24 protein-coding genes are annotated in these 18,836 nt (G+C 70.6%); 12 read left to right on the top strand and 12 right to left on the bottom strand.

Going from position 1 to position 18,836, the window contains the following annotated elements:
• The first annotated feature begins 65 nt into the window (after positions 1-65).
• A complete protein-coding gene (locus tag AC1DMN_RS11660; RefSeq protein WP_440734285.1) occupies positions 66-476 on the top strand; it encodes a (R)-mandelonitrile lyase in 411 nt (136 codons plus the stop codon).
• Between the two features lie 11 nt (positions 477-487).
• Here AC1DMN_RS11660 and AC1DMN_RS11655 read toward each other — a convergent pair whose 3' ends face one another.
• From AC1DMN_RS11655 to AC1DMN_RS11640, 4 genes are all read right to left on the bottom strand, one after another.
• Positions 488-1,594, bottom strand: a complete 1,107-nt coding sequence (locus AC1DMN_RS11655) for a PQQ-dependent sugar dehydrogenase (RefSeq protein ID WP_477384254.1) — start codon at positions 1,592-1,594, stop codon at positions 488-490.
• A gap of 79 nt (positions 1,595-1,673) precedes the next feature.
• On the bottom strand, positions 1,674-2,399 hold the full coding sequence (locus AC1DMN_RS11650) for a phosphotransferase (RefSeq protein WP_441978066.1): 726 nt from the start codon (positions 2,397-2,399) through the stop codon (positions 1,674-1,676).
• A gap of 166 nt (positions 2,400-2,565) precedes the next feature.
• Positions 2,566-2,730 carry a hypothetical protein gene (locus AC1DMN_RS11645; protein WP_181158297.1) on the bottom strand — a complete coding sequence of 55 codons (165 nt, stop codon included), beginning with the start codon at positions 2,728-2,730 and terminating at the stop codon, positions 2,566-2,568.
• Positions 2,731-2,845: 115 nt separating this feature from the next.
• Entirely contained in the window at positions 2,846-3,100 is a 255-nt protein-coding gene (locus AC1DMN_RS11640; RefSeq protein ID WP_440734282.1) for a hypothetical protein, read from the bottom strand.
• Between the two features lie 220 nt (positions 3,101-3,320).
• Here AC1DMN_RS11640 and AC1DMN_RS11635 point away from each other — a divergent pair, with 220 nt between their 5' ends.
• Both AC1DMN_RS11635 and AC1DMN_RS11630 read left to right on the top strand, forming a co-directional pair.
• Positions 3,321-4,205 carry an SDR family oxidoreductase gene (locus AC1DMN_RS11635; RefSeq protein ID WP_440734281.1) on the top strand — a complete coding sequence of 295 codons (885 nt, stop codon included), beginning with the start codon at positions 3,321-3,323 and terminating at the stop codon, positions 4,203-4,205.
• A gap of 43 nt (positions 4,206-4,248) precedes the next feature.
• Complete coding sequence (locus tag AC1DMN_RS11630) at positions 4,249-4,779, top strand: FHA domain-containing protein (protein WP_441978067.1); 531 nt, start codon at positions 4,249-4,251, stop codon at positions 4,777-4,779.
• Here AC1DMN_RS11630 and AC1DMN_RS11625 read toward each other — a convergent pair.
• Entirely contained in the window at positions 4,776-4,994 is a 219-nt protein-coding gene (locus AC1DMN_RS11625; RefSeq protein ID WP_440734279.1) for a hypothetical protein, read from the bottom strand. The genes AC1DMN_RS11630 and AC1DMN_RS11625 overlap by 4 nt on opposite strands.
• A 246-nt stretch (positions 4,995-5,240) precedes the next feature.
• Here AC1DMN_RS11625 and AC1DMN_RS11620 point away from each other — a divergent pair, with 246 nt between their 5' ends.
• Positions 5,241-5,579 (top strand): DUF7882 family protein, encoded by a 339-nt coding sequence (locus AC1DMN_RS11620; protein ID WP_477230269.1) that lies wholly within the window; start codon positions 5,241-5,243, stop codon positions 5,577-5,579.
• Between the two features lie 24 nt (positions 5,580-5,603).
• On the opposite strand, the gene AC1DMN_RS11615 is transcribed toward AC1DMN_RS11620, so the two are convergent.
• The 3 genes from AC1DMN_RS11615 to AC1DMN_RS11605 are packed head-to-tail and all read right to left on the bottom strand — an operon-like array spanning position 5,604 to position 6,717.
• Positions 5,604-5,930, bottom strand: a complete 327-nt coding sequence (locus AC1DMN_RS11615; RefSeq protein ID WP_477230270.1) for a hypothetical protein — start codon at positions 5,928-5,930, stop codon at positions 5,604-5,606.
• Positions 5,927-6,526 (bottom strand): DUF6328 family protein, encoded by a 600-nt coding sequence (locus tag AC1DMN_RS11610; RefSeq protein ID WP_477230271.1) that lies wholly within the window; start codon positions 6,524-6,526, stop codon positions 5,927-5,929. The genes AC1DMN_RS11615 and AC1DMN_RS11610 overlap by 4 nt, the downstream gene beginning before the upstream one ends.
• Positions 6,523-6,717 carry a hypothetical protein gene (locus tag AC1DMN_RS11605; RefSeq protein WP_440734276.1) on the bottom strand — a complete coding sequence of 65 codons (195 nt, stop codon included), beginning with the start codon at positions 6,715-6,717 and terminating at the stop codon, positions 6,523-6,525. Before AC1DMN_RS11605 ends, AC1DMN_RS11610 begins: the two co-directional genes overlap by 4 nt.
• A gap of 163 nt (positions 6,718-6,880) precedes the next feature.
• On the opposite strand from AC1DMN_RS11605, the gene AC1DMN_RS11600 reads away from it, so the two are divergent.
• The 3 genes from AC1DMN_RS11600 to AC1DMN_RS11590 all read left to right on the top strand — a co-directional run bounded on the left by AC1DMN_RS11600 (position 6,881) and on the right by AC1DMN_RS11590 (position 9,106).
• Entirely contained in the window at positions 6,881-7,141 is a 261-nt protein-coding gene (locus AC1DMN_RS11600; protein ID WP_440734275.1) for a DUF7218 family protein, read from the top strand.
• Positions 7,142-7,381: 240 nt separating this feature from the next.
• Positions 7,382-8,143, top strand: a complete 762-nt coding sequence (locus tag AC1DMN_RS11595; RefSeq protein WP_477230272.1) for an SDR family NAD(P)-dependent oxidoreductase — start codon at positions 7,382-7,384, stop codon at positions 8,141-8,143.
• A 120-nt stretch (positions 8,144-8,263) separates the two neighbouring features.
• A complete protein-coding gene (locus AC1DMN_RS11590) occupies positions 8,264-9,106 on the top strand; it encodes an SDR family oxidoreductase (protein WP_477230273.1) in 843 nt (280 codons plus the stop codon).
• Between the two features lie 97 nt (positions 9,107-9,203).
• On the opposite strand, the gene AC1DMN_RS11585 is transcribed toward AC1DMN_RS11590, so the two are convergent.
• Positions 9,204-9,794, bottom strand: a complete 591-nt coding sequence (locus AC1DMN_RS11585) for an ankyrin repeat domain-containing protein (RefSeq protein ID WP_477230274.1) — start codon at positions 9,792-9,794, stop codon at positions 9,204-9,206.
• Between the two features lie 343 nt (positions 9,795-10,137).
• Between AC1DMN_RS11585 and AC1DMN_RS11580 the strand changes: the two genes are divergently transcribed.
• Positions 10,138-10,854 carry a hypothetical protein gene (locus tag AC1DMN_RS11580; protein ID WP_477230275.1) on the top strand — a complete coding sequence of 239 codons (717 nt, stop codon included), beginning with the start codon at positions 10,138-10,140 and terminating at the stop codon, positions 10,852-10,854.
• 232 nt (positions 10,855-11,086) lie between these two features.
• Complete coding sequence (locus tag AC1DMN_RS11575; protein ID WP_477230276.1) at positions 11,087-12,475, top strand: NAD(P)/FAD-dependent oxidoreductase; 1,389 nt, start codon at positions 11,087-11,089, stop codon at positions 12,473-12,475.
• A 34-nt stretch (positions 12,476-12,509) separates the two neighbouring features.
• On the opposite strand, the gene AC1DMN_RS11570 is transcribed toward AC1DMN_RS11575, so the two are convergent.
• Positions 12,510-13,082, bottom strand: coding sequence for a ribosomal protein L7/L12 (locus AC1DMN_RS11570; protein ID WP_441978075.1), 573 nt, complete (start codon positions 13,080-13,082; stop codon positions 12,510-12,512).
• Between the two features lie 74 nt (positions 13,083-13,156).
• On the opposite strand from AC1DMN_RS11570, the gene rlmN reads away from it, so the two are divergent.
• The gene (gene rlmN, locus AC1DMN_RS11565; RefSeq protein ID WP_441978076.1) at positions 13,157-14,410 is read left to right on the top strand and encodes a dual-specificity RNA methyltransferase RlmN; all 1,254 of its coding nucleotides are present in this window, start codon (positions 13,157-13,159) and stop codon (positions 14,408-14,410) included.
• 17 nt (positions 14,411-14,427) lie between these two features.
• Here rlmN and AC1DMN_RS11560 read toward each other — a convergent pair whose 3' ends face one another.
• Entirely contained in the window at positions 14,428-14,940 is a 513-nt protein-coding gene (locus AC1DMN_RS11560) for a SixA phosphatase family protein (protein ID WP_477230277.1), read from the bottom strand.
• Positions 14,941-15,005: 65 nt separating this feature from the next.
• Positions 15,006-15,917 (bottom strand): LysR family transcriptional regulator, encoded by a 912-nt coding sequence (locus tag AC1DMN_RS11555; protein WP_477230278.1) that lies wholly within the window; start codon positions 15,915-15,917, stop codon positions 15,006-15,008.
• A 62-nt stretch (positions 15,918-15,979) separates the two neighbouring features.
• On the opposite strand from AC1DMN_RS11555, the gene AC1DMN_RS11550 reads away from it, so the two are divergent.
• Together AC1DMN_RS11550 and AC1DMN_RS11545 are read left to right on the top strand one after the other, a co-directional pair.
• Positions 15,980-16,753 (top strand): 3-hydroxybutyrate dehydrogenase, encoded by a 774-nt coding sequence (locus tag AC1DMN_RS11550; RefSeq protein ID WP_477230279.1) that lies wholly within the window; start codon positions 15,980-15,982, stop codon positions 16,751-16,753.
• 115 nt (positions 16,754-16,868) lie between these two features.
• Positions 16,869-18,797 (top strand): DUF4407 domain-containing protein, encoded by a 1,929-nt coding sequence (locus AC1DMN_RS11545; protein WP_477384252.1) that lies wholly within the window; start codon positions 16,869-16,871, stop codon positions 18,795-18,797.
• The last annotated feature ends 39 nt before the right edge of the window (positions 18,798-18,836 follow it).

The raw sequence follows: 18,836 nt of genomic DNA, 5'->3' as shown, positions 1-18,836 counted from the left end.
CCTGAGCACGAGCAATAGGTCGTGCTCAGGGGGACGACTCGAAAGAGACAGCGAAGGATACCGAGATGAACATCGAACCCGCCGCGGCGACGGTCAAGAACCCGCCCGAGCAGTTCCACGGCGATGTGTGGCTGGACCGCATCGCCGCGCCCCACGAAGCAGACCAGCGCATGACGGTCGCCCTGGTGCGCTTCGCCCCGGGTGCGCGCACCGCATGGCACTCGCACGCCCGCGGGCAGTATCTCCGGGTGACCAGCGGCGTCGCCCTCGTGGGCGATCGCGAAGGGAACATCGTCGAGCTGCGTCCGGGGCAGACGCTCTACACGCCGCCCGACCAGGACCACTGGCATGGCGCCGCGGCGGACTGCTTCATGGAGCACCTTGCGATGCTCGAGGCCGGAGACGATCCCGCCACGACCACCGTCTGGAAGGAGCACGTCACCGAGGCGGAGTACGCGGGGCGCAGCGCGGGGTGATCTCCCGCAGGTCACCGCTTCGCCGGCACCTGCAGCAGGCGGTCGTCGCCGTCGCGGGGTGAGCCGCGTCCGTCGGTGTTGTTCGTGAGCACCAAGAGGGTGCCGTTCGGGGCCGCCACGACATCTCGAAGGCGGCCGAAGTCGCCGGCGTACAGGGCCTGCGGCTGCGGATCCGGCGATGTCGTGTCGAGCGTCCAGAGCCGCTCCCCGCGCAGACCCGCGACGTAGACGACATCGTCGACGATCGCGATGCCGCTCGGGCTCGCCTCCGACGGCCGCCAGGTCACGACCGGGTCGATTGCGTCGGCGGCGCCGGCGCGGCCCTCGTGGTCGGGCCAGCCGTAGTCACCGCCGGGCTTGATGCGGTTCAGCTCGTCCCAGGTGTCCTGGCCGAACTCGCTCGCCCACAGCRTGCCCGCGCTGTCCCACGCCAGCCCCTGCACGTTGCGATGCCCCAGGCTGTACACCGCGGTGCCGAAGGGGTTGCCGGGTGCCGGCCGCCCGTCGGGCGTGAGGCGCAGGATCTTGCCGCCGAGGTAGTCCCGGTCGCGGGCGCGATCGCGCTGCCCGGCGTCACCCGTTCCGACGTAGAGCATCCCGTCCGGACCGAACGCGATCCGCCCGCCGTCGTGGTTCCCGGCGCGGGGGATGCCGGCGAACACGACTTCCGCTGTCGCCGGATCGAACCGCAGCGTTCCCGCATCTCCGGTGAGCCGCAGCCGCACCACCCGGTTGTCCGCGGCTGTCGCGTGATACGCGTAGAGCCACCGCGTGCTGCCGTCCTCGTGGATCGCGAGCCCGTTCAGACCCGACTCGCCGCCGGAGACCACGTCAGGAACCGTGCCGACCTCGTGCAAGCCCGCGGCCGGGGTCCACTGCAGCACGCGTCCGTCGCCCCGCTGCGAGATGAGCGCCCCGGATCCGATCGGAACGATCGACCATGGCGCCGCCAGCCCAGTGACGAGAACGGACGGCCCGGGGGCCGAGGAGGACGTCGGTGCCGCGGCGACGGCGGGCTCGGTCGAGGCGGTCGTCGGCGCACAGGCCGTCAACGCGATCGCGAGCACGGCGAGGGTGCCGGCGGAGCGCATCCGGCCCCGCATCCTGGTCCCGCTCATGATGGCCCCCCCGATGTCGGTGCGTGCTCTCAGGATCCCGCCGTCCAGGACTCCTGCCAGGGCCTCCACTGCGGAGGCCTCAGGTCGCGTCCCACAGGTCGCGGTAGTACGCGAGCCTTTCGCGGTCCGGATCCACGCCGTACGCCTCGATGAGCAGGTCCTCGTATCCCGGGCCGTAGTTCCACCCCGTGCTCATCGAGGCGACCGCGATGTCGGCCCAGCGGTCGGCGGTGCCGAGGGCCGCGAGGTCGACGTGCGCGATTCCCCGACCGGCGTCGTCGAGCAGCGTGTTCGGCACGCACGCGTCGCCGTGGCAGACGACGAGCCGGTCGATCGGCGGGCCCTCGTGCAGGTGCTCCGGCACGAGGATCCCGCGCTCTGCGGCGTTCGCGATGCGATCTTCGATGCTCCAGCTCCACGGGCATTCGGCGACGGGCAGTGCGTCGTGCAATTGCCGCAGCGCCGATCCGACCGCGCGCACGGCGATCTCGGGACGCTCGATCCAGTACGGATCCACGGCGCTGCGGCCGGGGATCGCCGAGGTCACGAGCCATTCATGCGTGCCGTCCTCGCCCTGGTCCCGGACGTGCGGCACGAGCGCCCATGCACTGGCCCAGCGCAACCGCTCCGCTTCGGCGCGCATCGACGCCTCCAGGTGTCGCGGGCCCCACTTGAGGAACCGTTCGTCATCGGTGCGGAACGTGAGCCCGCCGATCCCGTTCTCCCATACCGGGGTGAGGGAGGCGGATCCGGCCAGTTCGCGCACCCGATCCGGAACTGCGACGTCGTCGACGGGGATGCTCATGCCACCATCCTGCCCGCCTGAAGAGGGGGAGAGCCGGCGTCGCAGCTCTCCCCCTCTTCAGTCCTTCTGCTCCGGATCCTCGTCGATCAGGCCGAGCAGGTGATTCAGCGCTTTCTTGTCGAGTGTGGCGTCCATGGCGGCTTACCGCGCCTCCGCGTTCGACTGATCAGGGTGCCCGGCGGCCTGTGACGGACCGGAGCAGCCAGGCGATCACGGCGAGCACGAGCAGTACCAGACCGACCCAGAGCAGGAAGTTCAGGGACTGCACGAGACCACCCGTGATGGCCAGGATGATGGCCACGATGATGATGATGACGAAGAGGATGTTCATGACGGACTCCTTCCACGCGTGCCGCAGGTGCGACCGCTGAACCAACGTAGGCAGTGACGTGAGCTGCTGCACAGGGGCTTGACGGCGAGGGGTTCGGGGTGGCAGGAGCCCCGTCTCACACCGGCCCGCCGGTGAGCGGCCGTTGCGAGGGGGCACTCCGCACGGCATCCAGCACGTCGGCGACGGAGCCGTAACGGGTCCTCGTGGTCACGGGTCGCAGCCAGACCACTTCGACCTGGTCGACCGAGACGCGGCTGACACAGGCGATCGTGTGTCGCGCGTCGGTGCGGTCGAAGCTGTCGTCCAGGATCAGCCATTCGTTCTCCGTGAGTCGGCGCATCTCGAAGCGCGTCGGTGTCATCATCGACATCTCACTCCCCTTCGTCCACGGTCGAGGATGAGCCCTGCCTCGGTCGACGTCACTGCTCTTGACAGCCCGCGCGACGGAGGTCTATCAACGGGGCGCGCATCGCGCCCCCGGCAGACGTACAGGATCCGTCCGGAGGGTGGGGACGGGTGACCTGTAGACACCGCAGGCGCGAACGTCAACCCCCTCCGCGTATCCCGTCGCTCTGTCTACCGTTCCGGACATGAGCTACAGCATGAGGGACCCACGCACGAAGTACCCTCCCCTGTCGGATCCGCCGGATCCGCGCAACGACCAGCCCGGTCTGCTGGGGGAGACGGAACCCCGCCCCGATCACGGGGAGGAGAGCTATCGCGGCTCCGGACGTCTGCCCGGCCGGCATGCTCTGATCACCGGCGGCGATTCCGGGATCGGCCGGGCCGTCGCCATCGCGTTCGCTCGCGAAGGCGCGGATGTCGCGCTCAGCTATCTGCCCGAGGAGCAGGCGGACGCTGAGGAGACCGCGGAGTGGATCCGCAAGGCCGGCCGAGAGGCGGCGCTCCTTCCCGGGGATCTGACCGACGAGCAGGTGTGCGCGGATCTGGTGGCGGATGCCGCGGAGAGCCTCGACGGCCTCGACATCCTCGTGCTCAATGCCGGATACCAGCGCAGCAGGGGGGAGCTCGACGAGATCCCGACGGAGGAGTTCGACAAGGTCATGCACACCAACCTGTACGCGCCGTTCTGGCTCGCGCAGGCGGCGCTGCCGCATCTCCGGCCGGGGTCTTCGATCATCGCGACCACCTCGATCCAGGGCTACGACCCGTCGCCGGGGCTGTTCGACTACGCGTTGACGAAGGCGGCACTGGTCGCCTTCGTGCAGATGCTCGCCGAGGAGCAGGGGCCGCACGGGATCAGGGTCAACGGCGTGGCGCCGGGACCGATCTGGACGCCGCTGATCCCCGCGACGGGCTGGCCGGACAAGCTGCCGACCTTCGGGGAGGACACCCCGCTCGGCCGGGCGGGCCAGCCGGCGGAACTCGCGGGTGCGTATGTCTTCCTCGCCTCCGAAGACGCGTCCTACGTCTCCGGCGGCATCATCCCCGTCACGGGCGGGCGCCACCTCTGAGCGCCGGCACCCTCGAGACGGAACCCACGAAAGGAGCGACGTCATGAACGAGACGGAAGAGCACTCCGAGACCACGACCCACGCGAACTGGGGCGCCGGACGCCCCCGACTGCTGGTCGCCTCGGCGACGAACAGGTTCGTGTTCGACATCCCGGACGACGGGGTCACCATCGGCTCGGCTCAGCACGCCGGCCTGCGGCTTCCGGACACGGATCCCGTGCACGCCGTCATCCGGCACGACTCCCACGACGAGTACGCGCTGGAGATGCGGGGGCCGGGGGAGACGAGCGCGAACGTCGAGAAGTCGGCCGAGGAGGAACGCCGGGACGTCGAGGTCCTCCGCACCGGCGCGCGTTTCACCCTCGGCCCGTGGCGACTCGTGTTCACGCGCGATGAGTTCGCCGACCACGGGCGGCCGTTCGGCGGTCGCGAGGGAGGGGAGTTCTCCGATCAGCAGGAGCAGCCCGATCGGCCCGACTACCCGCGACGATCCTCGCAGGCGCGTGATGCCGCGCGGCACGAAGCCATGGCCCAGCAGCGCGACGTCGAGGAGCAACGCGACATCGAGCGCTAATCGACCATCTCCTGCTGCGTGCGGATGAACGTGCGGTCGCCGTCGCTGAGCCGAGCCGACGGATCCACGGTCTCGCCGACGATCCGCTCGATCTCCTCGCGGACGTCRTCCGGGACGACACCGTCGTCCTGCTCCTCCAGCCTCTTCTTCGACCGTGCCGACAGGTGAGGCCACCACTGGTGCACCTCGGGCAGCAGGTGGATCTCGGGAATCATGATCTCCTCCTTCTTCAGCAGCGGACGTCGGAGACCACCGCGTCCACGGCGCGGATCGTGCGACTCCGCATGCCGCCACGGTAAGCGCGGTGCGCGGTGGGCGCGCGGGGGTTCCGGTCGGGGCGCCGGCGACGTATCATCCTCGGCCGGCGCGTGTCGAGGGCCTCCCCGCCGCTCGCCGGACCGGCCATGATGGGATGTGCAGAGCGGAAACGCGCGGAAAGAAGCAAGGAGGCTGTGAAAGAGATGGGCAGATTCAGTTACGAGGGCCAGACGCACGCGGATCTCGACGATCGCGCGCTCGCCCACGTGCAGATGGTGATCGCCAACAAGCTCCGCCGCGGAGAGCCGTTCTACTTCACCTGGAAGGACGACCCGAGCATCGGACACGGTCGCACCTCGGTGTGGATCCACCCCTCGTGCAACATGGTCTTCACCTACCACGGCGGCCGCCGCCCGCCGTTGAACAGGCTGTGGATCGAAGCGCTCAGCCAGCTSGCGAACACTCCCGGAGGACTCCGGATGATCCCAGAGCCGACGCAGGTCGACGAGATGCAGATCGACGACAGCGGCCAGATCCAGTGACGGCAGGCTGAACCGCCGAAACCGTCAGTCGGCCGGTTCGCCATCGACCCTTCCGGGGACGTCGTCGCTCTCCGGGCGGTCCGTCGTCGCTGCGGCGTCCTTTCCGTACGGATCCTCACCGGGCTTCGCGTACGGGTCGTCCGATTCCTCCGGCCCGCGACGCCTCGCGCTCGCCGCATGAGGGTGCCGCCTCGCATCCTCGTTCGGATCCGCCTCGCGCCGGATCCCGTCCTCCTCGGCACCCTCTGCGGCGCGTTCACGATCGGCGTCCTCGTCGGACTGCTCGGGCTTCTCGGGCCGCGCATGATGCACGTTGGGGGGCAGCAGGCCCTCGTCGTCGATCTCGCTCATCGGTCTCTCCTTCTGCTGATCTCTTCGTCTCTCTGTCTCGGCCCAGGGTCGGTGATCGCCGGCGTCACGGCGAGGGCCTTGACAATGGCGTCGCGGCCTTCGTCCTCCCTGGTCTGCCTGCGCGGACCACCTCCGGCGCGCCGATGCACGGGGAGCGCCCAGATCACGATGGCGGCCGCCAGGGCGACGCCGCCCGCGATGACCGCTGCACCGGCGCCGAGCACCACATCGAAGACGAAGACCGCGACGCCGACGGCGAGCAGCGTGACGAGCACCAGCAGGGCGATGAGGATCCGCGTACCGGTCGCGACCAGCCGCCGATCCGGGTCGCGCTCCGAGCGCTTGCGATGCTGCACGACGGGCAGAAGCCCCAGCAGCGTCGCGAGGCAGGCGAGGACGACGAGAACGAGGTAGACGACACGTGCGTGCCCGGGGAGCTTCGCGAAAGTCGGCTGAAAGGCGACGGAGAGCAGGAACCCGGAGATGATCTGGGTRCCGGTCTGCGTGACCCGAAGCTCCTGCAGGATCTGCTCCCACCGCCTCGAGACGTCTTGTTGCGATGGCTCCGCGGCCGGGGTCGTGCCTGAGTGACTCATGATCCCGTCACCACGGCGCAGATGCCGAACGCACCGGCGACGCACATGATGGCGGCGGTCGCCCAGCCCCGGATGCGGGGAGTCGGGCCGTTGCGATGCTCGTCCATCAGCCGCCGGCGGCCTGTCACGAGCATGAGCACGATGACGAGCGGGCCCGCGGCGATGGCGCCTGTATCGGTGCATTCGTCCATGACGGCAGGGTCGCTGCACGAGTACCGCTGCACCAGTGGCTTGACGGGGAGCGCGCAGCATGGCAACGAGCGGGCGCCGTTTGTCAACCCCGTGGTCCCGGCGTCGGGCCCGTTCGTAGCGTGGGCGCCACGACTGACCGCATCATGACCGAAGGAGGACGACATGCCCCGTCAACCCGAGCTCAAGGATCCGGAGCTCTACGAGAAGCTGCGCGACGAGGGGAACTCGAAGCAGAAGGCGGCCCGGATCTCGAACGCGGCTGCCAAGGAGGGACGCAGCGCCGTCGGCCGTCGCGGCGGCGAATCCGGCTCCTACGACGACTGGACTGTCGACGACCTGCGCCACCGCGCGAAGGAGCTCGGCCTGCACGGATACTCGGGCAAGAAGAAGCAGGAACTCATCCACATGCTGCGCGACCACTGACGACCGCATCGCCGGATCCTCGGAGTCCGGCCACGCGGTTCGCTGAGCTCGTGGGACCCCGTCATTCAGACGGGGTCCCACGCTGTGACGGTGCCGGCGCGAGCCGTAGGCTCGCTTCGACGACGATCCCGCCCGTCGGCGCCGCCGGATCCCGGATCCGCACGTGCGTGCATGACGTGCAGGGTGAGACTCAGACTCACGTAAGCTGGCACTCAGTTGCAGGTTCGAAGGAGAACACTCATGCAGATCGCAGGATCCGGAGCCCTTGTCACCGGCGGCGCCTCGGGGCTCGGCCTCGCCACCGCGCGCCGTCTCGCCGCGGCCGGTGCGACCGTCACGATCATCGACTTGCCGAGCTCGAAGGGTGCCGAGGTCGCGCAGGAGCTGGGCGGCGTCTTCGCCCCGGCCGACGTGACGAACCCCGACGAGGTCGCCGCGGCCGTCGCCGCTGCGCAGGCCGCCGCGCCGCTGCGCATCGTGGTGAACTGCGCCGGCATCGCCCCGCCCGCCAAGGTGCTCGACCGCGACGGCAACCCTGCCGACCTCGCCGCGTTCGAGCGGATCATCCGGATCAACCTGGTCGGCACGTTCAACGTCATCTCGCAGGCTTCGGCCGTCATCGCGAAGAACGAGCCCGCCGCCGACGGGGACCGCGGCGTCATCGTCAATACGGCGAGCGTCGCCGCATTCGACGGGCAGATCGGCCAGCCTGCGTACTCGGCGTCGAAGGGCGGCGTGCATGCGATGACCCTGCCGATCGCGCGCGAGCTCGCCCGCTACGGGATCCGCGTGTGCACGATCGCCCCCGGGATCATGGAGACTCCGATGCTCGCGGGGCTGCCGCAGGCCGCGCAGGACTCGCTCGGCGAGCAGGTGCCCTACCCCGCCCGCCTCGGCCGCCCCGACGAGTACGCCTCGCTCGTGCAGCAGATCGTCGAGAACGGCTACCTGAACGGCGAGACCATCCGCCTCGACGGGGCCATCCGGATGGCGCCGAAGTAAGCGGATCCGGATCCCGCCCCACGCTCAGGTCGCGATTTCGGCTCTTCCGGGAGGGCCTTTCGCGCAGATAGTTCGACCTGAGCGACGAAGTTCCATCGCTCCCCACGAACCGAGGACCCCATGACCGAGAACAAGCCCCTGGCCGGCAAGACCATCCTGATGTCCGGCGGCAGCCGCGGCATCGGCCTCGCGATCGCCCTGCGCGCGGCGGCCGACGGCGCCAACATCGCGCTGCTCGCGAAGACCGACACCCCGCACCCGAAGCTCGAGGGCACCGTGCACTCCGCGGCGGAGCAGATCCGCGCTGCCGGCGGGCAGGCGCTCCCGATCGTCGGCGACGTGCGCGACGACGAGAGCGTGATCGACGCGGTCATGAAGACGCAGGGCGAGTTCGGCGGCATCGACATCGTCGTCAACAACGCGAGCGTGATCGACCTGTCCGGATCCCTTGACCTCGCGGCGAAGAAGTACGACCTCATGCAGGACGTCAACGTGCGCGGGACGTTCATGCTGTCGCGCGCCGCGGTCCCCGTGCTGAAGGACGCCCCGAACCCGCACATCCTGTCGCTCTCGCCGCCCCTGAACATCACCCCGCGCTGGCTCGGTGCGCACACCGGCTACACGCTCGCGAAGTACGGCATGACGATGGCGACGCTCGGGCTCGCGGCCGAGTTCGCGAAGGACGGCATCGCCGCCAACACGCTCTGGCCCCGCACCACGATCGCGACCGCCGCGGTGCAGTTCGCGCTCGGCGGCGACCGCATGATGAAGGTCAGCCGCACGCCCGAGGTGTACGCCGACGCCGCCTACGCCGTGCTCGTCCAACCGGCCCGCGAGTACACCGGGCAGACGCTCATCGTCGAGGACGTGCTCGAGGCCGCCGGGGTCACCGACTTCTCCGGGTACGCGGCCGTGCCCGGCACCCCCGACGACCAGCTGTTCCCGGACATCTTCCTGGACTGATCCGGAGTCCGGGTCGGGGCTGGTCCCGGCCGGGCCCGGTCCCCGCTGGGTCCCGTCCCTGAGCCCGTCGAAGGGCTCGGATCCGGCGGGGTCGCGCTCAGGCCTTGTCGATCGCGGCCACGATGTCGCGATAGCCCCGCGTCACCGCGAGGTCGCGGGGCAGCACGCCGTCTCCATCGCGGATGGTGACGTCGGCGCCGCCCGCGATGAGGGTGCGCACGATGTCGACGTAGGTCTTCGAGCCGTCGCCGAGCACGATCGCCTCATGCAGCGCGGTCCAGTGCAAGTTGTTGATGTGGTTCGGATCCACGCCCGCGGCGAGCAGGATCTTCACGGTGCTGAGGTGGCCGCGCTCGGACGCGGGGATCAGGGCCGTGCCGCCGTAGCGGTTGGTGCTGCGCAGGTCGGCGCCGTGCGCGAGCGTCGCCTGGAGGATCTCGTTCTGGCCGCGCGCCCCCGCGTAGAGGTAGGCCGAGTCGACGATGTCGTCCTTGGCGTTCACGTGGGCGCCGGCGTCGATGAGCGCGAGGGCCGCGTCGATCCGGTTGCCCTTCGTGGCGGCGATCAATGCGGTCATGCCGCCGGATCCACGGGCCTCGAGGTCGGCGCCCTCGGTGATCGCGGCGCGCACGCCGTCGGCGTCTCCAGAGGTCGCGGCCTCGAACAGGAGGGAGTTCAGAGCGGTCATCTCGGCCTCGGTTCTCGGTGCAGGGGAGGAGGGGGCGCCGGCGGTGGACGGCGGGGTCGTGGTGACGGTCGGGACGCCGGCCGCATCCGTCGCGCTCGCTGTGCAACCAGCCAGCATTGCCGCCACCCCGAGCCCGGCGAGTGCGCCGACGACGCGCGTGCGGCGTGGGGCTGCGCTCCATGAGCGAGCAGTGTCGGGAGGGCGAAGGGCCGAGGGCATAGAAATGGTATACCACGCGAGAGGGGGTGCCTCCTGAGACCTCCCTGCATGGAGCGGTGACCACGCGCCATCGCACGCGAAGAACGCTGAGCGGATGAGAGCCGCGTTGTGGTGGGATCGTGGCATGAGCACCATCGATCCTGACGCCGCGCGGCGAGAGCGACCCCTGCGACCGACCACCGCAGCGAGCCTTCTCATGCCGGGACTGTTCCTGTTGGGCGCCGGCGGCGTCCTGGCATGGGGACTGACGCGGGGCGCGGCCACCGGCTTCTCCGATGACGCGGCGGATCAGGACGTTCCCGCGATCATCGCGGCGATCGGCTCGTCCTTCGTGCTCCTGATCGCGCTCGGAGCGTGGAGCATTGCGGCTTCGCGCAATCCGCGCCTCCCCGGCTGGCTGGCCGGGATCGGTGTCGCGGTGCTCGGCGCGACCGCGGGCCACGCCGTCGTCGCGCTGCCACCGAGGTGGCTGCAAGAGCCGGTCTTCGACCTCGTCGCCGTCAGTCTCGCCGCCACCGCCGGCGTGCTGCTGGTGCTGGCGACGATGGCACGCGCGGGCAGGGCGCGTCGACTCGATGCCGCGGAGGAACTGATGCGCACCACGTCGCCCGTCACCGGCTCGGTGACGAATCAGGGTTACACGGACTTCGATGAGGCGAGCCAGGTCATCACCGCCGTGACCTACACCTTCCGCGATGGATCCGGTGTGCAGCGCTGGGTCACGAAACCCGCGACCATCCATGTGCGCGATCCGCTGGTGAACGGCGAGGAGGTCGACGTCTGGTTCGACCGTCAGGACCCGTCGGACCAGAACAAGATCGTGATCCGTCGGCGGGCCTGAGAACACCGGCCGCACCCGTCCGGCTCGCCGTGCAACCGGTCAGCAGCGGCCCAGCCGCGCCGAGGCTGGCGCACGACAAGTGCGCTGCAGCCACGAGGGTCGGCGCGCAGGCGCGAGCCGACCGGCACGCGCCGCAGAAGTGTGATTCGATGCATTCCGACAGCCCGCGCGAACCCGACGCGCACGGGGATCCGCGACGGCGCGCATCCCCGGCTGACGGAAGAGGAGCAACATGGTCGCGGCGGCCCCGCCGATCAACGGCAACGTCTCGCACTGGTGGCAGCAGCTCGGTACCCCGGCGCCGCGGCCCGAGCTGCCCGGCGACCTCAGCGTCGACGTCGCCATCGTCGGCGCCGGATACACGGGGCTGTGGACGGCCTACTACCTGAAGAGAGCGCAGCCCGCGCTGCGGATCGCGGTCATCGAGCAGCGACATGCGGGCTACGGTGCGTCCGGCCGAAACGGAGGTTGGCTCACCAACTCGGTGACCGGCGGGCGCGAGCAGTACGTGCGCACGCACGGACGCGACGCCGCCACGCGCTTCCAGCGGGCGATGAACGACACCGTCGACGAGGTGATCACGGTCGCCGCGGCCGAGGGCATCGACGCCGACATCAAGAAGGGCGGCGAGTTCGGCGTCGCGTACACAGCCGCACAGGAGGGGCGCCTCAGGGCCTTCGCCGCCGCCGAGCAGACCTGGGCGCACACCGACCTCGCCCTGCTCGAGGCGGCCGAGGCGACCGCCAAGATCAATGTGCGCGGTACCAGGGCTGCGGTCTGGCATCCGCATGCGGCACGGATCCAGCCCGCCAAGCTTGTGGCGGGGCTGGCTGCGGCGGTCGAACGACTCGGCGTCGAGATCTACGAGCGCACCACGGTCGCCGAGATCGCCCCGCACCGGCTGCGCACCGATCACGGCACGGTCTCCGCCGAATGCATCGTGCGCGCGACCGAGGGGTTCACCGCGAACCTGAAGGGACTGCACCGGCTGTGGCTGCCGATGAATTCGTCGCTCATCGCCACGGAACCGCTGTCGCGGGAGGTGTGGGACGAACTGCACTGGAGCGAGGGCGAGGTGCTGGGCGATCTCGCGCACGTCTACATGTACGCGCAGCGCACGGCGGACGATCGGATCGCGATCGGCGGACGCGGCGTGCCCTACAAGTACGGCTCGAGGACCGACACCGACGGGCGCACCCCGATGTCGACCGTGCGCACGCTCACCGAGATCCTGCACCGGTTCTTCCCCGCGACGGCTCACGCCAGGATCGATCATGCGTGGTCCGGCGTGCTGGGCGTCCCCCGTGACTGGTCGGCGACGGTCGGTCTCGACCGCAGCACCGGGATCGCCTGGGGTGGCGGCTATGTCGGCACCGGCGTGACCTCGACGAACCTCGCGGGGCGCACGATCACCGATCTCATCCTCGGGAACGAGACCGAGATCACCGGTCTGCCCTGGGTGAACCACCGGGTGCGGCGCTGGGAGCCCGAACCGCTGCGGTGGATCGCGACGAAAGGCCTCTACGCGGCGTACGGCATGGCCGATCGGGCCGAGCTGGCCGGGCGCCCCGACACCTCGCCCGTCGCGCACCTCGCAGACGTGATCACCGGGCGGCACTGACCCGCGTCCTGCCTCGAGGAGCAGCGCTCCCTGGTCAGCGCCAGGACTCGACGGCGTCCTTCGAGTCCTTGAGGCCGAGCCCGGTCGCCTCGCGAAGCAGCTTGATCGCGGCGATCTTCTGATCTGCGGTGATGAGACGGCCGACCTCCGCCCGTACCTCGGGGGAGAGGTGAGCGACGGCGTCGGCGACGGACAGCCCGCCGGCATAGGACGGCGCTCCAGCGGGACGTGGGCCGGAATGTGCGAGGGAGACAGGCGTCGCGTCCCTCGTGCCAGGAGTCGAGGGCACCCAGGCGTCGATCTGATCCTTCGCCTCGCGCAGCGAGAGGCCGGAGTGCTCGCGCAGCACCTTGATCGCCGAGATCTTCTGCTCGGCGGCGACCAGCCCGTCGATCTCGGCGATGACGTCGGGGGTCAGTGGATCCGATGTCGCCGGGCGCGGTCCGCGGGACGTCGGGACCGCGGCCGGTGCGGCGGATGACGGCGCGGCGAAGGCCGTGCCGAGCGGCTCCGGGGCCTTCGGCCGGATCGCCCGCAGCGTCACGGCGATGGCGACGAACAGGATGACGATCGCGACGGCGAGGAGGATCCAGATCCAGAGGTCCATTCCGTCAGCGTACGGGCGGATCCGCCGGACCGCGCCCAGCGCCTTCGCACCTTGCAGGCCCTACCCTTGAAGTCATGTCCGAGACTCCTGCGTCCGCCCGCCCCGGCGCGCCCGCGAAGCGTGCCGCCCAGGTGCGCCCCGCCACCGAAGGCTGGACGCAGAAGAAGGACGCCGAGGGGCGCCCGCTGCTGCAGTTCGCCAGCCCGAAGCGGGGCAAGCCGCCCGTGCACCTCGCCGACCTCACGCCCACCGAGCGCGTGGAGAAGGTCAAGGAGCTGGGCCTGCCCGGATTCCGCGCGAAGCAGCTCGCCACGCATTACTTCACGCACTACACCTCGGACCCGGCGCACATGACGGATCTGCCCTCAGGCCAGCGCGACGAGCTCGTGGCCGGGATGCTGCCGCCGCTGCTCACCGAGGTGCGGCGGCTCGAGACCGACCGCGGCGACACCATCAAGTTCCTGTGGCGTCTGCACGACGGTGCGCTCGTCGAGTCGGTGCTCATGCGCTACCCGGGCCGCATCACGCTGTGCGTGTCTTCGCAGGCGGGCTGCGGAATGAACTGCCCGTTCTGCGCCACCGGCCAGGCCGGGCTCACGCGCAACATGTCGACGGCCGAGATCGTCGAGCAGATCGTGCGCGCCAACCGGCTCATCGCCGAGGGTGGCCTCGGCGGCAAGAAGGCCGACGACCACTCCATGGAGCGCGTCTCGAACATCGTGTTCATGGGGATGGGTGAGCCGCTCGCCAACTACAAGCGCGTGATGGATGCGGTGCGCGTCATGGTCGCCCCGCAGCCGGAGGGGCTCGGCATGAGCGCGCGCGGCATCACGGTGTCGACGGTCGGGCTGGTTCCCGCGATCAAGAAGCTCGCCGACGAGCACATCCCGGTCACGTTCGCGCTCTCGCTGCACGCGCCGGACGACAAGCTGCGTGACGAGCTGATCCCGGTCAACTCGCGGTGGAAGGTCGATGAGGCGCTCGACGCCGCGTACGACTATTACGCGAAGACCGGTCGCCGTGTGTCGATCGAGTACGCGCTGATCAAGGACATGAACGATCACGCCTGGCGCGCCGACCTGCTCGCGGAGAAGCTCAACGCCCGCGGGCGCGGCTGGGTGCACGTCAACCCGATCCCGCTGAACCCGACCCCCGGATCCATCTGGACCGCGTCGGAGAAGGATGTGCAGGACGAGTTCGTCCGCCGCCTCAACGACGCCGGCATCCCGACGACCCTCCGCGACACCCGCGGCAAGGAGATCGACGGGGCCTGCGGCCAGCTCGTCGCCACGACCGAGGACGAGGCCGCCGCCGCCGCGATGGCCTGAGCGACCGGTTCGGAAGCTCAGTCGTGCGGGGTGCGCAGCCGCAGCAGTCGTCCGGATCCTTCGATCAGCTCCGACCAGGATTCGACGTCGACGGCGCACGCGGCGACCGCGCAGGTCGGGAACTCGACGTATGAGCCGGTGAGCTCCGCCACCGCGTCCGCCATCCCGGGGTTGTGCCCCACCAGCATCGCGACGTCGACGTCGGCGGGAAGGGCGGCCGCGACCCCCAGGATCGCGCGGGCCGAGGCCGCGTAGAGGGCAGGATCCTCGGCTACGGAGAGTCCGAACGCCGCCGCGTACACGTCGGCGGTGCTGCGCGCGCGGGTCGCCGTGCTCGAGACGATCCGCCGCACGCCGACGCCCTCATCGACAAGGCGCTGTGCCATCGCCGGAGCATCGCGGCGCCCGCGCGTGTTCAACGGCCGGTCGTGATCGCGCAGGCCCGCCATGTCCCAGTCGGACTTCGCGTGGCGCGCCAGCAGCAGGGTCTTCACGGTCACCAGCGTGCCACCGCGGAGGCGGCGGCGCACGCTCGCCGGCTGGATCCGGGGCTCGCCCTGCGGCTCGCCCTGCGGCTCGCCCGCAGGCGTCGCAGCTACCGCTCGCCGAGGAGCTGCGGACGCACCTCGGCGAGGCGTGCCTGCAGCATCTCCAGGAATGCCGCGATCGCGGGCTGGTTCAACGCCTCCGGACGGGCGATGAGCCAGTAGGGGAGACGTTCGTCGATCTCCTCGGGCAGCACGCGCACCAGATCCTCGTGCTGATCGGCGAGGAACGCCGGCAGCAGGCCGAATCCGGCACCACCACGGGTGGCGTCGACGTGCACGTACACGTTCGTGCTCGCGACGGCGTCGAGCATGCCCGGCACCGCCCGTCGCGCGTCGTCGAGGGAGTCGACGTGCAGCATCGACTCGATGAAGTAGACGAGCGGCTGTCCGGCGAGCTCATCCGGATCCCTCGGTTCCGGATGCTCGCGCAGCCAGTCGCGGCTCGCGTACAAGCCGAGCGCGTAGTCGGCCAGGTGGATCGCGCGCGCCCGCCGCACCTGCGGGCGACCGACCACGACCTCCAGGTCGGCGCCGGTGCGCTGGTGCGAGGCCTGACGGGTGCCGGTGATGAGCTCCAGCTGCACGTCGGGGTGCGCCCGCCGCAGCGCGGCCATGGCGGGAGCGGCCACGAACCCGCTGAAACCGTCCGTCGCGGAGAGGCGGATCAGGCCGCCGATCCGTGTGCCGTCTCCGCCGTCCAGCCGGCCGAGAGCCCGCTCCACGCCCTCGGCCGCGGCCAGGGCGCGCGATCCGAGCGGAGTCAGCTCCCACCCGGCTCCCTCGCGCGAGAGCACGCGTCCGCCCAGCTGCGCCTCGAGCGCGGCGATGCGGCGCGCGACCGTGGTGTGGTTCAGCCCGAGCTGCTGGCCGGCGGCGGTGAACCGGCCGCTGCGCGCCACGGCGAGCAGCACCAGGAGGTCGTCCGCGCTGAGCGGCGGTGCGGGGAAGTGCGCGTCCATCTGTGCAGTTTTGCATAGCCGGGTCACTTCCGCCGTGCGCGACAGTGAACTACCGTGCAAGCATGGCAGCGCAGCGATCCCCAGGCCCCGACACCGACCTCCGGGGGCGCACCGCCCTCGTCACCGGCGCGGGGAGCGGCATCGGTGCGGCGTGCGCCCGGGCGCTCGCACGCGACGGCGCGCACGTGCTCGTGCTCGACCGCGACGCCGAGGCGGCCGCCGCAGTGGCCGCCGAGATCGCCGGCGAGGCTCTTGGGATCGACCTCGGCGACCTCGATGCGCTCGCGGAGCGCAGCTTCGGCGCGGACATCCTCGTGAACAACGCCGGGCTGCAGACCGTCGCGCCCATCGTCGACTTCGACCCGCTGATGTTCCGCCGGATGCTCGACATCATGGTCACCGCGCCGTTCCTGCTCATCCGGGCGGTGCTCCCGGGCATGTACGCCCGCGGGTGGGGGCGGATCGTCAACATCGGCTCCGTGCACGGGCTGCGGGCGAGCGAGTACAAGTCGGCATACGTGACCGCCAAGCACGCGCTGGAGGGGCTCTCCAAGGTGACCGCGCTCGAGGGTGGCCCGCACGGTGTCACGAGCAACTGCATCAACCCCGGGTATGTGAACACGCCCCTCGTGCAGAAGCAGATCGCGGATCAGGCCCGCACGCACGGCATCCCCGAGGCCGACGTGATCGAGAAGGTCATGCTCGTCGAGTCGGCGATCAAGCGCCTGCTCGAGCCCGACGAGGTCGCGGATCTGGCTCGATGGCTGTGCGGTCCGATGGCGGGCTCGGTCACCGGCGCCTCGTACACGATGGACGGCGGCTGGAGCGCGCGGTGACGGTGACGGCTCGGTGTGCGGGGGGAGTCCTCCATAGCCGGCGCCAACGCTCTGCCCGGCGTGCGTACAGGCTTCGCCCATCGGTTGCCCAGGCGGGTTTTCGTACGGTTGAGGGATGTCCTATTCCGCCCACCGCCCTGGCCGCATGGATTCCCAGGGCCGGATCGCCTTCGACGTCGACGGACAGACCGACCCCTCGAACCCTTCCGACCCGACCGCTGAGGACCCGTTCATCTTCGTGCGGGACTACACGCCGACCGGATCCGATCCCGCCGCGGAGGCCGTGACCGCCCCGATCGAGCCCGTCGTGACCCCGCGCGCTGCCGGGCCGGAGACACTCCCCGAGCCCGCGCCGCGGATCGAGGACCTGTTCCCCACGGCCGCCGCGCCGGCTGTGGAGCCGGAGCCGGCGGCCGTCGTCGAGCCCGCCCCCGTCATCGCGGCGCCCGCACCGGCCGCCTCCAGGCCTCCGAAGCCGCCGCGCGAGCCCCGTCCGCAGGGCTGGTTCTGGCGTCGCCTCGCGATCCTCGGCGGCGCCGACGGCACGATCCTCGACCGCGTGCCCAGCGAGCAGCCGCGCTTCGTGCAGATGTTCTTCGTGCTCGCGGGCACCGCGCTGGTCTCCGCGCTGTCGATGCTGTTCGCCCTCACCACGGGCGTGCAGGTGCTGGTCTGGCTGGCGGTGCCGCTCGCAATCGTCTGGGCACTGCTGATCTTCAATCTCGACCGCTTCCTCACCTCGACCATGCGCTCCACGCGCAACTTCTGGCGCCTGCTCGGGCTCGCGATCCCGCGTGTGCTGATGGCCGCGATCATCGGGTTCGTCGTCGCCGAACCGATCGTGCTGCAGGCGTTCCACAACGACATCGCCCGCGAGGTCACCGCGACCAACCTGGTGCAGGCGCAGTCCGACCAGAAGGCCGTGACCAGYGGTCCCGAGAAGAAGGCGCTCGACGCCGCCTCGACCCGCCTCGCCGACCTGCAGAACCAGGCCTCGACCGGCATCGTGAAGGGCACGTCCAGCGACTCCGCCTCGCAGAAGGCCGCCCAGGACACCGTCACCAAGATCACCGGCCAGATGACCGACCAGCAGAAGGTCATCGACCAGGCCCGTGCGCTGTACCAGTGCGAGCTGACCGGGCAGGGCGCCGGAACGGTGCCCGGCTGCACCGGCGTGCAGGGCGACGGCGCGAGTTCGGACGCGGCGAAGTCGCAGCTCGATCAGGCCCAGYAGACCTACGACGCGCTCGCCGCGCAGTTGCGCCAGGCCAACACCGACCTGGAGTCGGCGGACAGCTCGTCGAAGTCGGCGACCTCGGCCTCCGAGACGCAGAACCGTCAGCAGGCGAAGGATCAGATCCCCGCCGCCGAGCAGGCGTACAAGACCGCACTCGACGCGTACAACGCACGGGCGGCATCCGTGGCCGGCACGAACGCCGGTGCGGTGGGCCTGCTCAGCCAGATCTCGGCGCTGGACCGGCTCTCCGCGAAGGAGCCCGTGCTGGGCTTCGCGCACTGGCTGATCGCCGCCCTGTTCTTCATGATCGAGCTGCTGCCGGTCATCGTGAAGGTGCTGACCAGCTGGGGCGACCCGTCGCTCTACGAGAAGGCCGAGGCGATCGCGAAGCAGGTCGAGCTCGACCGCGTCACGTCGAGGGGCTACCGCGATCGCGCCGCCATCATCGCGGAGGAGGCGCAGCATCGCGCCTTCGCCGACGCGCACGAGGCCGAGACGACCAACCCGGCCGACTCGGGTCGGACGTCCGCGAGCGAGACGGAGCCGGCACCCGCCGCGCCCACTTTCGCGGGTGCGACCGCGCCCGCGGTCGCTGTGACCGCTTTCGCGGGTGAGCCCGCGCCCACGGTCGCCGTCGAGACGACTCCGCCCGCACACCCCGCGCCGACCCCGCCCGTTCCGTCCGGTGCGCCCTCGTGGCCGGTGCCCGCACACCCGGGCATCGGATCCGCTCATCCCGCTCCGGCTTCCGCGCACCCGGCTCCGGCTTCCGCTCACCCCGCCTCGCCCGAGACGGCCAGAGTCTGAGCAGGCGCGAAAGGGCCCCCTCCGGTCGAATCGGAGGGG

The sequence above is a fragment of the Microbacterium sp. 01T413_2 genome (assembly GCF_056398985.1).
Note: the sequence above shows the minus strand (reverse complement) of the source record. Positions and strands in the feature narration are given on the sequence as shown.